This window comes from Arthrospira sp. PCC 9901 (assembly GCF_059013425.1).
On record NZ_CP102296.1, the window covers coordinates 1,167,861 to 1,182,269 of the forward strand.

Below are 14,409 nucleotides of genomic sequence, written 5' to 3' on the forward strand. Positions count from 1 at the left end.
ACCCCAATCAGGGGAGTGTCAATTCTATCTATTTAACCACCCTCCCTCTCAGATGCGATCGCCAAGAGAACAAACTATTCTGTATAATTGACACTTACAATTTTACTCCCCATTCTCCTGCTTAATCGCAGATGTAACCGCCTCACGGAGAACATTCACCAAACAACCTCCTGTCATTTCTCTGGGGGATAAAAGGCTCCCCATGGTAGCTGTTAGTAGTTAATCCGTTAAATTACTGACACTGACCAACACTCAATCATGAAGTTAAGTAAACCCATTGTGAAATCGTAGGAATTGCTTTATACTGAGTTTATCAGTGCGGCGACAAGCAAATTTACTCAAAAGCTCAAGGCTGCTATTCTGGTCTATTAGCTCATCAACCATGGCATTAGTCATCCCTGATTCAATTCCATCGAAAGCCAGCAAAGGAGAAAAAATGCTGTTCCGCTTGTTGCGGGATGAACTACCTGACGACTTCTTTGTTTACTATGAACCCATTACCAGCGGATTTTACCCCGATTTTATTATCCTTAGTCCCAGCTTCGGTTTACTGATACTAGAAGTTAAGGGTTGGTCGGTTAAACAAATCCACAAAGCAGATAGTTACTTCTTTCATATTGAACAAGACAGCCAATTAGAGCATTGTCAGTCTCCTCTGAGACAGGCGAAAGGCTACCTAGATGCTCTCCTTAATAAACTTAAAGGCTATTCTATCCTGTGCGAAGATGATGGAGATTATCAAGGGAAGTTGGTATGTCCTATCGGTGTCGGTGCAGTGATGACTAATATCACAGAAGCACAGGCGCGGGAAAATCATATTTATACCTTACTAGAAAAGCCACAGGTCTGCTACAAAGATGAACTGATGACATGGCAAGAAATCGGAGAAAGGGCATTGATTAAACGCCTGGAAGCCATGTTTACGGTGCGATTTAAATTTCCTGATTTAGAAGATGACCAAATTAATACTATTCGAGGGGTAATTCACCCGGAAGCTCAGGTTAGACAGGAACCAGCTAAATCTAGCAGTGTCCCGCCAGGTAAACTGGTGAAGCCGGATGCTATTATTCTGACAACTCTCGATTATCGCCAGGAACAATTGGCACGTTCTTTGAATTCCGGTCATCGACTATTTTCGGGAGTAGCAGGTAGTGGTAAAACGTTGATTCTTCTCAGCCGCGCCAAAATTTTAGCGGGAGGTTGGACAGATACCAAAGTCTTAATTCTCTGCTATAATATTACTCTGGCATCTTATTTGCGATCGCTCATCAAAGAAGACTATAACCTTTTATATCGCCAACGCATTCAAGTTATGCACTTCCATGCTTGGGCAAAATCAGTCCTAGGAGGTCTACCAAATCCTAAACATTTTCAAGACAGAGATATATACGACTATGAAATGGGTACTAGGCTGTTAAATGCACTGCAAAAAATGCCCAGTGATGACAGGTGGGATGCCATCTTAATAGATGAAGGTCATACTTTCCATCCCAAGTGGTTTGAATGCTGTACCGCCGCTCTCAAAGACCCAGAAGATGGCGATTTAGTAATTGTATCCGACCGTTCCCAGAGTATTTATCGCCGACGTAAGTTTACCTGGAAATCTGTGGGAGTGAAAGCACAGGGGAGGATGCGAAAACTTACCCAAAACTATCGCAATACTGAGGAAATATTACAGTTAGCATGGGATATGGTTCGTGATCTATATTCATCAGAAGATGATGAACTGGAAGACGAGACCTTTCCTGTAGTAGAACCCTTGGCAGCAGTTAGACATGGTAATATGCCACAGCTTCATATCAAACAAAACCGTATGGATGAAATTAATGGTGTGATTGACACTATTAAGAAGTTGGTAAATGAGGGATATAAACCTCATGAAATTGCTGTTATTTACCGCTATAAGTCAGAAAATGAGCGTCAACCTTTTGAGCATCTAATTGAAACCCTAGACCATATTGGCATGGGAGTTTTTTGGGTTAATGATAATAAAAATGACCACAAAAATAACTACTGTTCTAGTCATCCTGGTGTCAGGGTGGTTACCGGTAAATCCGCCCTGGGTTTAGAGTTCAAAGCTGTAATTATCCCGTGGGTGCAGCAGTTTGGTGTGGGTTCAAAAGCAGAGGGTCGTCGGGAACTTTATGTAGCGATGACCCGCGCTCAGGATCTGTTATATCTATTTGGATCAGGTCATTTTGATTTCCTGAGAGAGTTAAAAATATGCGATCGCTTAGTGGTCGCTTAGTGGTCGCTTAGTGGTCGCTTAGTGGTCGCTTAGTCCCCTTCCTACCCCCTAACCATATCATCTGAAATTGAGGAGGTGTTGGGTTGCGTACCTCCACCCAATTGAAGGTGTTGGGTTTCACGGAGTTTCACCCAACCTACTACTCCACCCAATTGACGGTGTTGGGTTTCACGGAGTTTCACCCAACCTACTACTCCACCCAATTGACGGTGTTGGGTTTCACGGAGTTTCACCCAACCTACTACTATATCATCTGAAATTGAGGAATTGATTATGAGTGACTTACAAGATGCTGAAAGAATTAGCAAATTGGCTAATAAAAATGCTTGGGCTACGGGATTATTGACCTTTTTCTTTCTGCCGATTGGCTATATTTATACCGGACGTTATAAAGCCTTATTTAAAGGATTTGGAATAGTTGTTTTGATAACGTTTTTGGGCTTCATGATAGATTCATCTTTGGAAGATGATGATGATTTTTTTAACTTAGTAGGACGCTTGTATGTTGTGGGTGCTACTATTGAAAATGTCCGTGCTGTTAATAAAGCTAAAAAACTGAATGGCGGTTTAAAGCAGAATAATTCAGCCAATCTTCCCTCAGACAATAATGTTGAACTTAAGCTGCTAAAACTTATGAAAAGAAACAGAGAAGTCACCCTAGCTGATTGTGTAATAGAAACCAGTTTAAGTTCTCAACAAGTTCGCGAAACCTTAGAAGAAATGATGAAACAGCAGTTAATTACCATAGATAATCGTGAGAGTGATGGGTCAATTGTTTATCGGTTAATTTAATACTCAGAGTTGCGTAACTCCACCCAACCTACGGTGTTGGGTTTCACGGAGTTTCACCCAACCTACGGTGTTGGGTTTCACGGAGTTTCACCCAACCTACCACCTCACCCAACCTACGGTGTTGGGTTGCGTACCTCCACCCAACCTACTCCACCCAACCTACGGTGTTGGGTTTCACGGAGTTTCACCCAACCTACTCCACCCAACCTACGGTGTTGGGTTTCACGGAGTTTCACCCAACCTACTGCTAAAAGGCAAATTTCTGGGTCCAGTAGTTGTTCAAATTAAAACTTCCAGTGTCATTGGCGAGGAAGTAGTGACCAATACCAATTTGGGTATAACTGGGATTGAGGATATTCTCGCGGTGTCCTGGGCTATCCATCCACCCCTGAACAACAGATTCTGGTGTACGATGACCTGCGGCAATATTTTCTCCGACCCCAGATGTAAATCCTACGGCTCGGGCGCGGTCACTGGGGCTAGAACCATCAAGCCCAGTATGACTAAAGAAATCTTGCAGCGCCATGTTGGTGCTATGGTTTCGTGCGGCTTGGTTTAATAGGGGGTTCAAAGATAAGGACTGTAAACCCGCCTGGGCGCGTTCTTGGTTGACCAGTTGTAGCACCTCTTGCTCAAAGACTTGGTTATGTCCATCATCAGAATTATCTGTGGTTGGGGGTGGGATGGATATTCTGCCACCGATAAAGTCATTGGTATTAATAGATGAAATGCTGACATTATTTAATGTGGCTAATACGCCACCATTTTCGAGAATTTCGGTGGTGAAAGGGTCTAAGGCTTGAACTACTAATTGTCTCGCGCCATTAGGAACAATGATTTTATCAACTCCCGGCTGGAAGTCAGTAATTAGGTCCCGGTCAGCAGTTGATGAAGCTAGGATAAATTGATTAGCGCCTCCCCCTCCTGTTAAGGTATCCAAGCCTTTATCGCCCGATATCAGGCTATTTCCCGGACCTCCAATAATCACATCATTACCAGCGCCGCCATAAAGACTATCGTTTCCCGACCCTCCAATTAGGGTATCATTACCCAAATTACCGAATAGGAGATTGTTACCGCCACCTGCTTCTAATAAGTCATTATCCTTACCACCAAAAAGGGTATCATTGCCACCGCCTCCAATAATGGTGTCATTGCCTTGGTTTCCGTAGAAAATGCGTCCGGTATTATCATTCAATGCATAATCATTTCCCGCCAACAGAGCGATCGCATCTGGAAAAGGTGAGGATCTAAAATAGGAAAGCTGTTCTGGGGGAAGTTCAGACATGATAATTCTGTCATTCCCAGGAGTAGCTATACCTAGGTCTAATCCGTTTTCGGTGATGATGTCAAAAAGCATGATTCCATGTAGATGATGGTTGCCAATTGTTTCTATGGTAGACGATTTTTCTGAAAGTGGGGAGGAGTTTACAAATGATTACATATAGTGATAATTCTTAGCATGATTTAATGTTAATTTTGACTCCCTTCAGACAATTACAGCCTGTTCATAAATCATCTGATCACTTCTCAAAGTCCCTCTCCCTCTGTGGGAGAGGGATTTAGGGTGAGGGCAATGTATTAAGCGACTGGTGAACAAGCTGTAATATTGTCTAATTGGCGGGTTTAGATATTTTTAAAAGCTACAAATACTTTGACAAATAGATGGTAAAATAGCGGATAAATTCCTATTATATAGGGTTTGCAGCGATAGACAAAAAAGGCGATCGCGCTTCGAGCGGCATCGCCCAGATATGTTGTCGGAAGCCAGAAATGTGGTCAATCGAATCAGAAGGCATGGGAGGGTTTCATAATTGTTGGCTAATAGACAACAACTCTTTTTTTAGTCTTTTTGGGAAAGCAGACACTGACAAAATCGAGAAGCACCGCGATTAAGGGCTTGTTCCGCCGCCTTAGTTAGGGTGTGAGTCGGTGAACCGATCGCCGGAGTGCTACTGGCGACCCCAAAACTGAGTAATCTTTGGGAATAAATCGACACTTGGCTAAGTTGTCCAATTTGTTCCTGGATAGTATCCACTAGGCGCACCGCCCATCGAGCATTGGTAGAAGGCAATAATACCGCAAATTCTGCCTGTTGATAACGAGCAACCAAACCGTGAGGGTGGGTGACAGTATGTTTAATGATTTTGGCAACATTACGCAAACATTGATCAGCGGCGTTGTCACCCTGTTGCTCTCGGTATTGTTCCCAATCTTCAACGCGCGATAAAATCAGAGATAGGGGCGCTTGTTCCTCCATCATTCGCTGCCATTGGCGACTGAGATAATCATTAAAACCATGACGGCTTACCAGTCCGGTGAGACTGTCGATGATGTCAAGTTGCTGGAGTTTGCGGTTGGACTCTTCTAGCTGGTGGTAGAGTTCGGCTTGATAAATGGCGATCGACAGTTGATTGGCAAAACCATGGATCAGTTTCAGGTCGGACTCTTGCCACTGATAACCGGGGTCAGTCATCACTAGGCTTAAACTTCCCCATAAACGACTGCGACTATACAGGGGAATTGGTAGCCACCCCCCTGGACAACTTTGTAGGAAGTCTTGAATGGTGGCTTCATCTTGGGAATTGGGGACCTTCAGGGTTAGCGATCGCAATACTGACGGTAATTCCGACCCCACCTGTTTAGTGTAGGTTTTACCCGAATTAGATGGGATTTTAGCCAATATAGAATTAGTCGGTTGTCGATATTCAGCCCTATTCAGCCATGATTTGCCTTGGGAAATATACTGCACAATTTGCACCGACTCCACTTTAAAAATTTTCCCCAGTTCAGTCACTGCTATCTGAAAGATCCGCTCTAAATTCAGGGAATTTCGGATCACTTGGGTTAACCTTTCCATGGCTTCTTCCCGTTGTGATTGTTTCTTGATGGCATCTTCCATCACTTTTTGGGAACTGGTGTCAATGGCAATGCAGAGATTTCCTTCAAACTGGTTTTCTTCATCAAATAGGGGACGCACCGACAGTGTTACCCAAACCGATTTTCCTAAACGGTGTCGCAGACTCAGATTGTATTTCTCTTCGCGATCGCCTGGGTGATTTTGGTGAGCGATCGCCGAAAATGCCGGGTGTCTCTCATCCATAAATTTCCACAGAGATTTACCAATCATCTCTTCCGGAGTATATCCCAGGATTTCTGCCATTTTCGGATTAACAAATGCCGTCTTCGTCTGGCGATCCAAAATCCAAATTCCCGCCGCCGTGGTCTGGAGGGTTCCCCGAGAGACTTGATCCCGACTCAGTTGCTCTGTGTTTATGGTGCTAACATCTACAGGTTCGGTCACAGTAGCCATTTGCCGACTTTGCTCAATTAGTGGCATTTCCTGATGACAGTTCATACAAAAGCCAATTTTCTTATGGGCGATAATATGAATGAGAAGCGGCTCAGAACAGCACGGACACAAATACTTATCCATCATTCTGGTTTACCTCAATTTTTATGAGCTTTTTATTATTATTAAACGGTCTTTCTTTTAGGATAAGTTGGTTTTTCCGACTTTGTTCCTTAGTGATACAAATCTTGATATAACAGTAGATACAGCCCTGCTATGATGGGCTATTCCCTAGACGAAATATCTCCATCTTTACCTGGCTAATGGCCCACCCATCAGTTGCTCCCTTCAGGGACTCTACAAAACTACATAGCCATAACTACTCCAACGAATCCCGGCTTTAGTTAAGTTTCCCTGATGTATTTCGGCAAAAACTTTTGATTTTCCAAAGATTGATAAATTTTTGTTGATAACTTCTCTCAAAAACTTGACGACAGGATGCGGGTTAGAGTATCATCATATAAATCGCTGCCAAGGGCTTGCTGTGTCTATACGCCAAAAAAGTGGCTAAAACCCTGATTGTATCGCCCCTCATAAAATTCTCCGAGTAAAATTTAAAAATCCCGATGCACGAGTTTTTGAGGAAAAAGCGATCGCCCCAAATCCGCCTCTTGACAAAAACGACATTTTGTGCATATACCCTGAACGATCCGCGCCTAGGGTGCGTCAAACTGTATCATGAGCGGTCATAAATGCCATAAATTCATAAAGTCCCATGAGTCTTGCTCAACAATACACCCTAGCCCAAGCCATAAGCCAATCAGGAGTCGGACTCCATAGCGGTGAAATCACCACCGTAAAAATTCTGCCAGCCACCAGAGGCGGAAGGCACTTTGTCCGAGTTGACCTACCGGAATGCCCAATAATTACAGCCAGTTGTGAATCAGTAAGGTCTACCACCCTATCAACAGAACTGGGAAATAGTGATAGCGCCAGTATTCGCACCGTAGAACACCTGTTATCTGCCCTCACCGCTGGGGGAGTCAGTCACGCACGCATAGAAGTTAACGGACCAGAATTGCCCCTATTAGACGGCTCCGCCAAACCGTGGTCAGAAGCCATAGCAGCAGCCGGGCTGAAAGAAATTGAACCACAGCCTAGTGCACCCCTCAATCAAGAAATCTCTGTGCGTCAGGGAGATGCCTTCGTGATGGCTATACCCTCCACCGAAACCCGATTTACCTACGGCATTGATTTTGAAGTGGCGGCTATCGGGAACCAGTGGCATAGTTGGAGTCCCGATGAGCAAAACTTTATCACAGAAATTGCCCCCGCCCGGACTTTCACCCTAGCCTCACAGATAGAAGCCCTACAAAAAGCTGGATTAATCAAGGGAGGAAGCCTAGATAATGCGATCGTCTGTTCCCATTCGGGTTGGATAAATCCGCCCCTAAGATTTGCAAATGAGCCAGCGCGTCATAAAATCTTAGACTTAGTAGGAGATCTCAGTTTACTGGGAACTATCCCCCAAGCCCACTATCTTGCCTATAAAGCTGGTCATCACCTGCACGTCGAGTTAGTGCGGCGCATTAGCCAAACCCCTACCAACAGCAACGTTCAACAGTTAAAGAATGTCCACAGTTAACACGACCCCCGATCTTCAGGATAACAGCAACTCCCAATTAGCACCGGAAAACACTTTAGCGATCGCAGAAATCCAAAAACTGCTACCCCACCGCTATCCTTTCGCCCTAGTCGATCGCATTATCGAGTATATTCCCGGAGAACGAGCAACCGGAATTAAAAATGTCACCATCAACGAACCCCACTTTCAGGGACACTTCCCCGGTCGGCCAATTATGCCCGGGGTGCTAATTGTAGAAGCCATGGCTCAAGTCGGCGGCATTGTACTGACCCAACTGCCAGACATGGAAGGTAAACTATTCCTATTTGCGGGAATTGATAAAGTCCGCTTTCGCCGCCCAGTAGTTCCCGGCGACCAGTTAATCATGCGAGTACAACTACTGTCCGTCAAACGCCGTCGTTTTGCTTATATGCAAGCAGCCGCCGAAGTTGATGGGGCAAGAACCTGTGAAGGAGAACTAATGTTTTCCCTCGCAGACTAAAGCCTAAACTTTAAACTGGACCAATGGAATTACACCAGATCAGGTTCAGGAATTGCCACAGTTCCGTATAATTGCGGCAGCAAACCAATTTGGTCAATCAGTAACATATTTGATTTCCATGACCACTTTAATCCACCCGACAGCAGTGATCGAGCCTGGTGCTCAGTTGCACCCGACCGTGCGGGTGGGTGCATACGCCGTTATTGGAGAAAACGTAAAAATCGGCCCTGGCACTACCATTGGCCCCCATGCCGTCATTCAAGGATGGACAGAAATAGGAGCCAGAAACCAGATATTTCCGGGGGCTGCTATTGGGTTGGAAACCCAGGATTTAAAATACGAGGGGGCGGTGAGTTTTGTTACCATTGGCGACGACAACCGCATTCGGGAATATGTGACCATTAACCGGGCTACCTATGCCGGAGAAGCCACCAAAATTGGCAATGGTAATCTACTTATGGCTTATGTTCATGTGGGCCATAACTGTACCATTGAGGATGGAGTGGTAATTGCCAACGGGGTAGCTTTGGCGGGTCATGTTCATATTGAGTCTAAAGCACGGTTGAGCGGCGTTTTGGGAGTCCATCAGTTCGTCCGCATTGGTCAGTTTTCTATGGTTGGAGGTATGAGTCGCATTGACCGCGACGTACCACCATTTATGTTAGTGGAAGGCAACCCGTCCCGAGTGCGATCGCTTAATTCTGTCGGTCTTAAACGCGCGGGTTTGACTAATGAGGAGTTGGGACTAATTAAAAAGGCATTTCGGATTTTATACCGTACCCCACACCGTCTCTCAGAAGCGATCGCTCAATTGGAACAACTCCCCCAAAATTCCTATCTTGACCATTTGATTAATTTTGTCCGTCTCTCACTCACACCGGAAAGGCGCGGTCTTATTCCGGGAAAACGGGTCACACCAGAAGCGCCATGAGGATTTTTATTAGCACCGGGGAGGTTTCAGGAGATATGCAGGCGGCGCTATTGGTAGCAGCCTTGCGCCGACAAGCCGAAATTAAAGGTTATAGCTTGGAAATTACTGCTTTGGGAGGGCCGCAAACCGCAGCCGCCGGAGCCCAATTGTTGGGGGATACTACCGCTATTGGTGCGGTCGGAATTTGGGAGTCTTTGCCCTATTTTATCCCTACATTGCAAATGCAGGCTAGGGTCAGGCGTTATCTGCAAGAAAACCCTGTCGATGTCGCTATTTTAATTGATTACATGGGACCTAATATCGGTATCGGTAATCTGATTAAAGGCAGATTCCCCGAGATTCCCATTATCTATTATATTGCCCCCCAGGAGTGGGTTTGGTCTCTGGGATCGCGCAATACTAATCAAATCGTCAATTTTAGCGATCGCATCCTTGCCATTTTTCCCCAGGAAGCCCGCTATTTTGCCGCTAAAGGCGCGAAAGTGACCTGGGTAGGGCATCCGCTTATTGACCGGATTAAAGCCTACCCCAGCCGCCACCAAGCCAGGGAAAATTTGGGTATTGCTACTGAGGAAATAGCGATCGCCTTACTTCCCGCTTCCCGACAGCAGGAAATTCGCTATTTGATGCCCATTATATTTCAAGCCGCCGCCACTCTTCAGGCTCAGTTTCCATTGGTGCGTTTTTGGATTCCATTATCTTTAGAAAAGTATCGGGCAGATATTGAACGGGGTATTTTACAATATAATCTCCGGGCTTCTTTAGTAGAAAATAAAACTGATGTACTAGCCGCCGCTGATTTGGCGATCGCCAAGTCAGGTACCGTTAACCTTGAATTAGCTTTACTGGAAGTTCCCCAAGTTGTCGTTTATCGAGTGAGTCAAATTACCGCTTGGGTCGCTCGTCACCTTCTCCATTTTTCCATCCCCTTTATGGCTCCTCCCAATTTAGTCCAAATGAAGGAAATTGTGCCAGAATTGCTACAAGATGAAGTTACACCAGAAGCCATTGTCAACCAGGTTATCCAACTTTTTCCCAACTCCACCAAACGAGAACAAATGTTAACTGAATATCGACAAATGCGCCAGGTATTGGGGGGAGAAGGAGCAGGCGATCGGGCAGCCATAGAAATTTTAAATGCTGGTAAAACTTGAGGTATCCGAGGTAAATTTATGCAAATCATTAAAGTTTATGTTGGCGGCTTATTTGGAATTTTTAACCACGAAATTCCTGTTAATTTAAATGATAGAATTACCATCATTCACGGCCCTAATGGCTTTGGCAAAACCGTGATTTTGAAACTACTTAACGGCTTATTTAATTGCCAGTATTCAGAATTAAGAAATCTTCCCTTTGAAACTTTTAAAGTAGAATTTGATGATGGTAATTATCTGGAAATCGATAAAAAAACAGGCAGACAAGACCAATCAAATACCATCAGGTTTAATTTTTCTAAAAATTCCGAAATCTTTATTTTAGACAAGTCCCAAATCAATGATATTGATGAAATTTCTATCAGTGACTTGGACTATCTAATTCCTGAACTTATGCGGGTTGGTCCTCAAAGGTGGCGATACTTACCCACGGAAGAAATGCTCTCAATATCAGACATTGTAGATAGGTTCCCAGATTTATTGAGAGGTATTAAATGTGAACAACAACCTGAGTGGCTACAAGATTTACAGAGGCAGATTAATGTCAGACTTATAGAATCACAAAGACTCCTCAATATTGCCTCTAATTATGAACGCAGAATCGCTTATAAAAGATTATCTGATTTATCAACAGTATCCGTATATTCCCGTGAATTAGCGCAAAAAATGCAACACAAATTTACTGAATATGGCACAATATCTCAATCTCTCGATAGAACCTTTCCCCTCAGAGTGGTTCAGCAGCAGCCATCAACTTACTTAACAGATGAGCAACTTTATGATAAATTAGACCATCTTGATAAAATGCGATCGCGACTTATGGAAGTGGGTTTGTTGAATCAAGATGAAAGTTCAGAAGTTGATATTCATCCACCATCTATAGACGAAACAACCAAAAACATCTTATCTGTTTATGTAGAAGACATGGATAAAAAACTAAGTGTTTTCGATGATATAGCAGACAAAATTGATTTGTTTCGCAAAATAATTAACAAAAAGTTCGCCTATTCTTATAAAAATATTGGCTTTAGTAAAGACCAAGGATTTATTTTTACATCATCCTATAAATCATCATTATCTGAATATAAACAAGTTTTAAATCATGAACTTTGTCCAACGGATTTATCATCAGGCGAACAACATGAGTTAATCCTTATATATGAATTACTATTTAAAGTTAAACCCGATTCTTTAGTATTAATAGATGAACCAGAATTATCCCTTCATGTTGGCTGGCAAGTTGAGTTTATCAAAGACTTGCAAGAAATCACTAAACTCGCCAAACTCAATATTGTAATGGCTACTCATTCTCCAGATATCATTCAAGACCGTTGGGATTTGACAGTGGAACTCCAGGGACCCAAATGAGAGAGTTTATTTCCGTAGACCGTGAGGTTAATAAAGTCCGCCTATTGCGAAGTACATTTAAAGGTACTTTTCTGTTAGTTGAAGGTCATACTGACAGGATTTTTTATAATTGGCTTATTGATAAATCAGTTTGTCAATCTGTCATCATTGCTGGTAAGCCATCTAACAAGCAGCTTGTTATTGATGTTCTCCAAAAACTTGAAAATTCAGATTTTCCAGGAGTTGTAGCAATTGTTGACGCTGATTTTGATCACTTAATTGATGATTTACCCAGTTATAGTTCTAATTTACTTAGGACAGATACCCACGACCTAGAAACCATGTTATTAAACTCTCTAGCCTTTAATAAAGTCTTGGATGAATTTGGTTCAGAATCAAAAATATCTAGCTTTCCGGGAGATATTAGGGAGGTTTTACTAGCAGCCGGAAAGCCTGTCGGATATTGGCGTTGGATTTCCCAGACGGAAGGATTAAACTTAACTTTTCAGGCTATTGATTTTAGTAAGTTTGTTGATAAAAATCAAATCAAGATTGCCTACGAAAAGCTAATTGATGTTGTGAAAAATAAATCCCAAAAGTCCTATCTAAGCACTCCAGATATTATCTCTAAAATCACGAATTTAAATAGTCAAAGTGACGATCCTTGGCAAATTTGTTGTGGTCATGATTTAGTAGAAATATTGTCTTTGGCTTTATGCAAAGCAATTGGTTCTCATAATTCCCAGGATGTTAAACCTGAGATAATCGATCGCAGTCTGCGACTTGCTTACGAAAAAGCCTACTTTTATAAAACCCACCTCTACTCTGAAATTTGCCGTTGGGAAAGGGATAACCAACCCTTTAGAATTTTAGAACCACCAGCCTAAAATCTTGATATTAGGTGCTTAATATAATCGGACATATCCCCACAACTATCATACAGGAAACCCAGAAATTAAATACAGCCTGTCAATTATAAAATGGAGGGGACAGTTTAGGAGAGTTGCCAACAACCCAACTAATTGTCCCCAGGTGTAGTTAATGTCAAGTTAACCTAACTTTGTTCTCTCAAAGTTCCGGTGCGAACAGCGAAACCTTGATTTTGACCATTGCGGCGTAATTCCAATCGTAATTGATGACCTACTCCCGTTTGTTCAACCAACTGTTGAACCTCCGCTGCGTCCCGAATGATTTGACCATTAATTTGAGAAATCACATCACCCACTCGGAGTCCAGCCTGAGCCGCTGGAGAATTAGGAACCACACGGACAACTAACACCCCTTGGTCTGTATCAACCTTTAAACCACTGTTGGGATCATTATTAATATTCTGCTTAACTTCGGGGTTTAAACTCACCATTTGAATACCCAAAAATGGATGATCAACGTGACCATTAGCCACAATTTGATCAGCGATATTCCCAACCCGATTAATCGGAATAGCAAAACCTAAACCCTGTGCGCCTTGGATAATAGCCGTGTTCATACCAATGACCTCACCATTTTGATTAAGTAAAGGTCCCCCCGAATTACCCGGATTAATCGCCGCATCAGTTTGAATAAAACTCACCCGTTTATCCGGTGCGCCAATAGAGCCACTAGAGCGACCGGTAGCACTAATAATACCCATGGTGACAGTGTTTTCTAACCCCAGAGGATTACCAATAGCGATCGCCATTTCTCCCGGTCTCAATCGGTCAGAATTACCCAAACTCACAGTTGGGAGATTTTGCGCCGGAATTTTCACCACAGCCACATCAGTCACCGGGTCAGTTCCCAGCACTTCCCCATCAAACTGGCGACCATCGCGCAAAGTCACCCGCACTTGGGTGGCTCCCTCCACCACATGAGCATTAGTCAAAATCCGACCATCAGAACCCACAATAAAACCCGAACCGGAACCCTGAACAACTCGCCGCCCCGGACCACTAGGGAGTCGTTGGCCAAAAAACCGTCGGAAGAACGGGTCATTAAACACATCAGGAACCTGAGTTTCTACAGTTCTGGCTGTATCAATTTGAACCACTGCTGCTCCCACCCGCTCCACCACAGCACTGACTAAATTAGGATTTTGTGCCAAAACGTGACCTGGAGAAACCATCCCAGGGTTCATATCTGCCGCTCCAGTGTTAGTTTCACCGGTACTCTCACGGGAAGAACCAGCATTAGGGGTAAGGGAAACAACACCAAAAGTAAGCCCCGCACCCAACAAAAGCATCGATAAATAAGCTACAGGCTGAATAGGACGCACAGAGGATTTTAGAGAATCTTGCATCGTTAACACTCCCATTAATCGCTTGATAGTTCTTAGATTAAATGAGAGATTTGGCGAAGTTGTAGCATTGATATGACATCTGTGTGAACCAGCAGCACCAACGCCGCTACAGGAGCCTTTATCGAAAATTATCCCAGGACAGCAATTATGGTAAACTAGGAAACTGCGAGACATCCCACCTCACCCGGAGGGATATCTATAGGCAAGACAGCCCTCCTGCTTACCTTCTAGGTAAATGGTAGGG

Annotated in this window: 12 protein-coding genes; 9 read left to right on the top strand and 3 right to left on the bottom strand. The window is 43.6% G+C overall.

What is annotated here, in order from left to right:
• Positions 1–382: 382 nt before the first annotated feature.
• From NLZ44_RS05175 to NLZ44_RS05185, 3 genes are all read left to right on the top strand, one after another.
• Positions 383–2,248 (top strand): 3'-5' exonuclease, encoded by a 1,866-nt coding sequence (locus tag NLZ44_RS05175; RefSeq protein ID WP_493752070.1) that lies wholly within the window; start codon positions 383–385, stop codon positions 2,246–2,248.
• An 83-nt stretch (positions 2,249–2,331) separates the two neighbouring features.
• Positions 2,332–2,505: a hypothetical protein gene (locus NLZ44_RS05180; protein WP_199456362.1), complete on the top strand. Its 174-nt coding sequence runs from the start codon at positions 2,332–2,334 to the stop codon at positions 2,503–2,505.
• 16 nt (positions 2,506–2,521) lie between these two features.
• Entirely contained in the window at positions 2,522–3,040 is a 519-nt protein-coding gene (locus NLZ44_RS05185; protein ID WP_493752071.1) for a hypothetical protein, read from the top strand.
• A 247-nt stretch (positions 3,041–3,287) separates the two neighbouring features.
• Here NLZ44_RS05185 and NLZ44_RS05190 read toward each other — a convergent pair whose 3' ends face one another.
• Together NLZ44_RS05190 and NLZ44_RS05195 are read right to left on the bottom strand one after the other, a co-directional pair.
• Positions 3,288–4,400 carry a CAP domain-containing protein gene (locus tag NLZ44_RS05190; protein ID WP_493752072.1) on the bottom strand — a complete coding sequence of 371 codons (1,113 nt, stop codon included), beginning with the start codon at positions 4,398–4,400 and terminating at the stop codon, positions 3,288–3,290.
• A gap of 483 nt (positions 4,401–4,883) precedes the next feature.
• On the bottom strand, positions 4,884–6,479 hold the full coding sequence (locus tag NLZ44_RS05195) for a sensor domain-containing diguanylate cyclase (RefSeq protein WP_493752073.1): 1,596 nt from the start codon (positions 6,477–6,479) through the stop codon (positions 4,884–4,886).
• Positions 6,480–7,107: 628 nt separating this feature from the next.
• Here NLZ44_RS05195 and lpxC point away from each other — a divergent pair.
• From lpxC to NLZ44_RS05225, 6 genes are all read left to right on the top strand, one after another.
• A complete protein-coding gene (gene lpxC / locus NLZ44_RS05200; RefSeq protein WP_315641950.1) occupies positions 7,108–7,977 on the top strand; it encodes a UDP-3-O-acyl-N-acetylglucosamine deacetylase in 870 nt (289 codons plus the stop codon).
• Positions 7,964–8,458: a 3-hydroxyacyl-ACP dehydratase FabZ gene (gene fabZ / locus NLZ44_RS05205; RefSeq protein WP_493752074.1), complete on the top strand. Its 495-nt coding sequence runs from the start codon at positions 7,964–7,966 to the stop codon at positions 8,456–8,458. Before lpxC ends, fabZ begins: the two co-directional genes overlap by 14 nt.
• 118 nt (positions 8,459–8,576) lie before the next feature.
• The gene (lpxA, locus tag NLZ44_RS05210; RefSeq protein WP_006617111.1) at positions 8,577–9,389 is read left to right on the top strand and encodes an acyl-ACP--UDP-N-acetylglucosamine O-acyltransferase; all 813 of its coding nucleotides are present in this window, start codon (positions 8,577–8,579) and stop codon (positions 9,387–9,389) included.
• Entirely contained in the window at positions 9,386–10,543 is a 1,158-nt protein-coding gene (lpxB, locus tag NLZ44_RS05215) for a lipid-A-disaccharide synthase (protein WP_493752075.1), read from the top strand. Before lpxA ends, lpxB begins: the two co-directional genes overlap by 4 nt.
• An 18-nt stretch (positions 10,544–10,561) precedes the next feature.
• The gene (locus NLZ44_RS05220) at positions 10,562–11,911 is read left to right on the top strand and encodes an AAA family ATPase (RefSeq protein ID WP_493752076.1); all 1,350 of its coding nucleotides are present in this window, start codon (positions 10,562–10,564) and stop codon (positions 11,909–11,911) included.
• Entirely contained in the window at positions 11,908–12,777 is an 870-nt protein-coding gene (locus NLZ44_RS05225; protein ID WP_493752077.1) for a DUF4435 domain-containing protein, read from the top strand. The genes NLZ44_RS05220 and NLZ44_RS05225 overlap by 4 nt, the downstream gene beginning before the upstream one ends.
• A 167-nt stretch (positions 12,778–12,944) precedes the next feature.
• On the opposite strand, the gene NLZ44_RS05230 is transcribed toward NLZ44_RS05225, so the two are convergent.
• Positions 12,945–14,165, bottom strand: coding sequence for an HhoA/HhoB/HtrA family serine endopeptidase (locus NLZ44_RS05230; protein ID WP_493752078.1), 1,221 nt, complete (start codon positions 14,163–14,165; stop codon positions 12,945–12,947).
• Positions 14,166–14,409 lie beyond the last annotated feature (244 nt).

What these genes read in the sequence shown, in the direction of transcription:
- NLZ44_RS05175 (WP_493752070.1), top strand. Translation starts at nt 383, where the DNA reads ATGGCATTAGTCATCCCTGATTCAATTCCATCGAAAGCCAGCAAAGGA.
- NLZ44_RS05185 (WP_493752071.1), top strand. Translation starts at nt 2,522, where the DNA reads ATGAGTGACTTACAAGATGCTGAAAGAATTAGCAAATTGGCTAATAAA.
- NLZ44_RS05190 (WP_493752072.1), bottom strand. Translation starts at nt 4,400, where the DNA reads ATGCTTTTTGACATCATCACCGAAAACGGATTAGACCTAGGTATAGCT.
- NLZ44_RS05195 (WP_493752073.1), bottom strand. Translation starts at nt 6,479, where the DNA reads ATGATGGATAAGTATTTGTGTCCGTGCTGTTCTGAGCCGCTTCTCATT.
- lpxC (WP_315641950.1), top strand. Translation starts at nt 7,108, where the DNA reads ATGAGTCTTGCTCAACAATACACCCTAGCCCAAGCCATAAGCCAATCA.
- fabZ (WP_493752074.1), top strand. Translation starts at nt 7,964, where the DNA reads ATGTCCACAGTTAACACGACCCCCGATCTTCAGGATAACAGCAACTCC.
- lpxA (WP_006617111.1), top strand. Translation starts at nt 8,577, where the DNA reads ATGACCACTTTAATCCACCCGACAGCAGTGATCGAGCCTGGTGCTCAG.
- lpxB (WP_493752075.1), top strand. Translation starts at nt 9,386, where the DNA reads ATGAGGATTTTTATTAGCACCGGGGAGGTTTCAGGAGATATGCAGGCG.
- NLZ44_RS05220 (WP_493752076.1), top strand. Translation starts at nt 10,562, where the DNA reads ATGCAAATCATTAAAGTTTATGTTGGCGGCTTATTTGGAATTTTTAAC.
- NLZ44_RS05225 (WP_493752077.1), top strand. Translation starts at nt 11,908, where the DNA reads ATGAGAGAGTTTATTTCCGTAGACCGTGAGGTTAATAAAGTCCGCCTA.
- NLZ44_RS05230 (WP_493752078.1), bottom strand. Translation starts at nt 14,165, where the DNA reads ATGCAAGATTCTCTAAAATCCTCTGTGCGTCCTATTCAGCCTGTAGCT.